This is a genomic window from Pseudaminobacter soli (ex Li et al. 2025) (assembly GCF_003012705.1).
In the GTDB taxonomy this organism is placed as follows: Bacteria; Pseudomonadota; Alphaproteobacteria; order Rhizobiales; family Rhizobiaceae; genus Pseudaminobacter; species Pseudaminobacter soli.
Genome location: NZ_PXYL01000111.1, coordinates 1 through 242 on the forward strand (window position 1 = coordinate 1; position 242 = coordinate 242).

The following is a 242-nucleotide window of genomic DNA, read 5'->3' on the forward strand; positions in this document are numbered from 1 at the left end:
CGGGCGCGGCGCGCCGGGGCGACCGGCTGGATCGTCAAGCCGTTCAACCCGGACAAGCTGATCGAGGCGATCCGGCGCGTCGCGGCGTGACCGGCAACAAGGGCAACAAGGCGTAAAGGCGTAAAGGCGTAAAGGGAGACTAGCAGCGTGGACGCGATGTCAGCCATCAAACAGACGTTCTTCCAGGAATGCGAGGAACAGCTCGCCGAACTGGAGGCCGGTCTCCTGGCGATCGAGGCCGG

1 pseudogene is annotated in these 242 nt (G+C 65.3%); it reads left to right on the plus strand.

The annotated features are described in order from the left end of the window. A pseudogene (locus C7I85_RS30445) lies at positions 1–90 on the plus strand (response regulator); the annotation flags it as partial. Between the last annotated feature and the right edge of the window lie 152 nt (positions 91–242).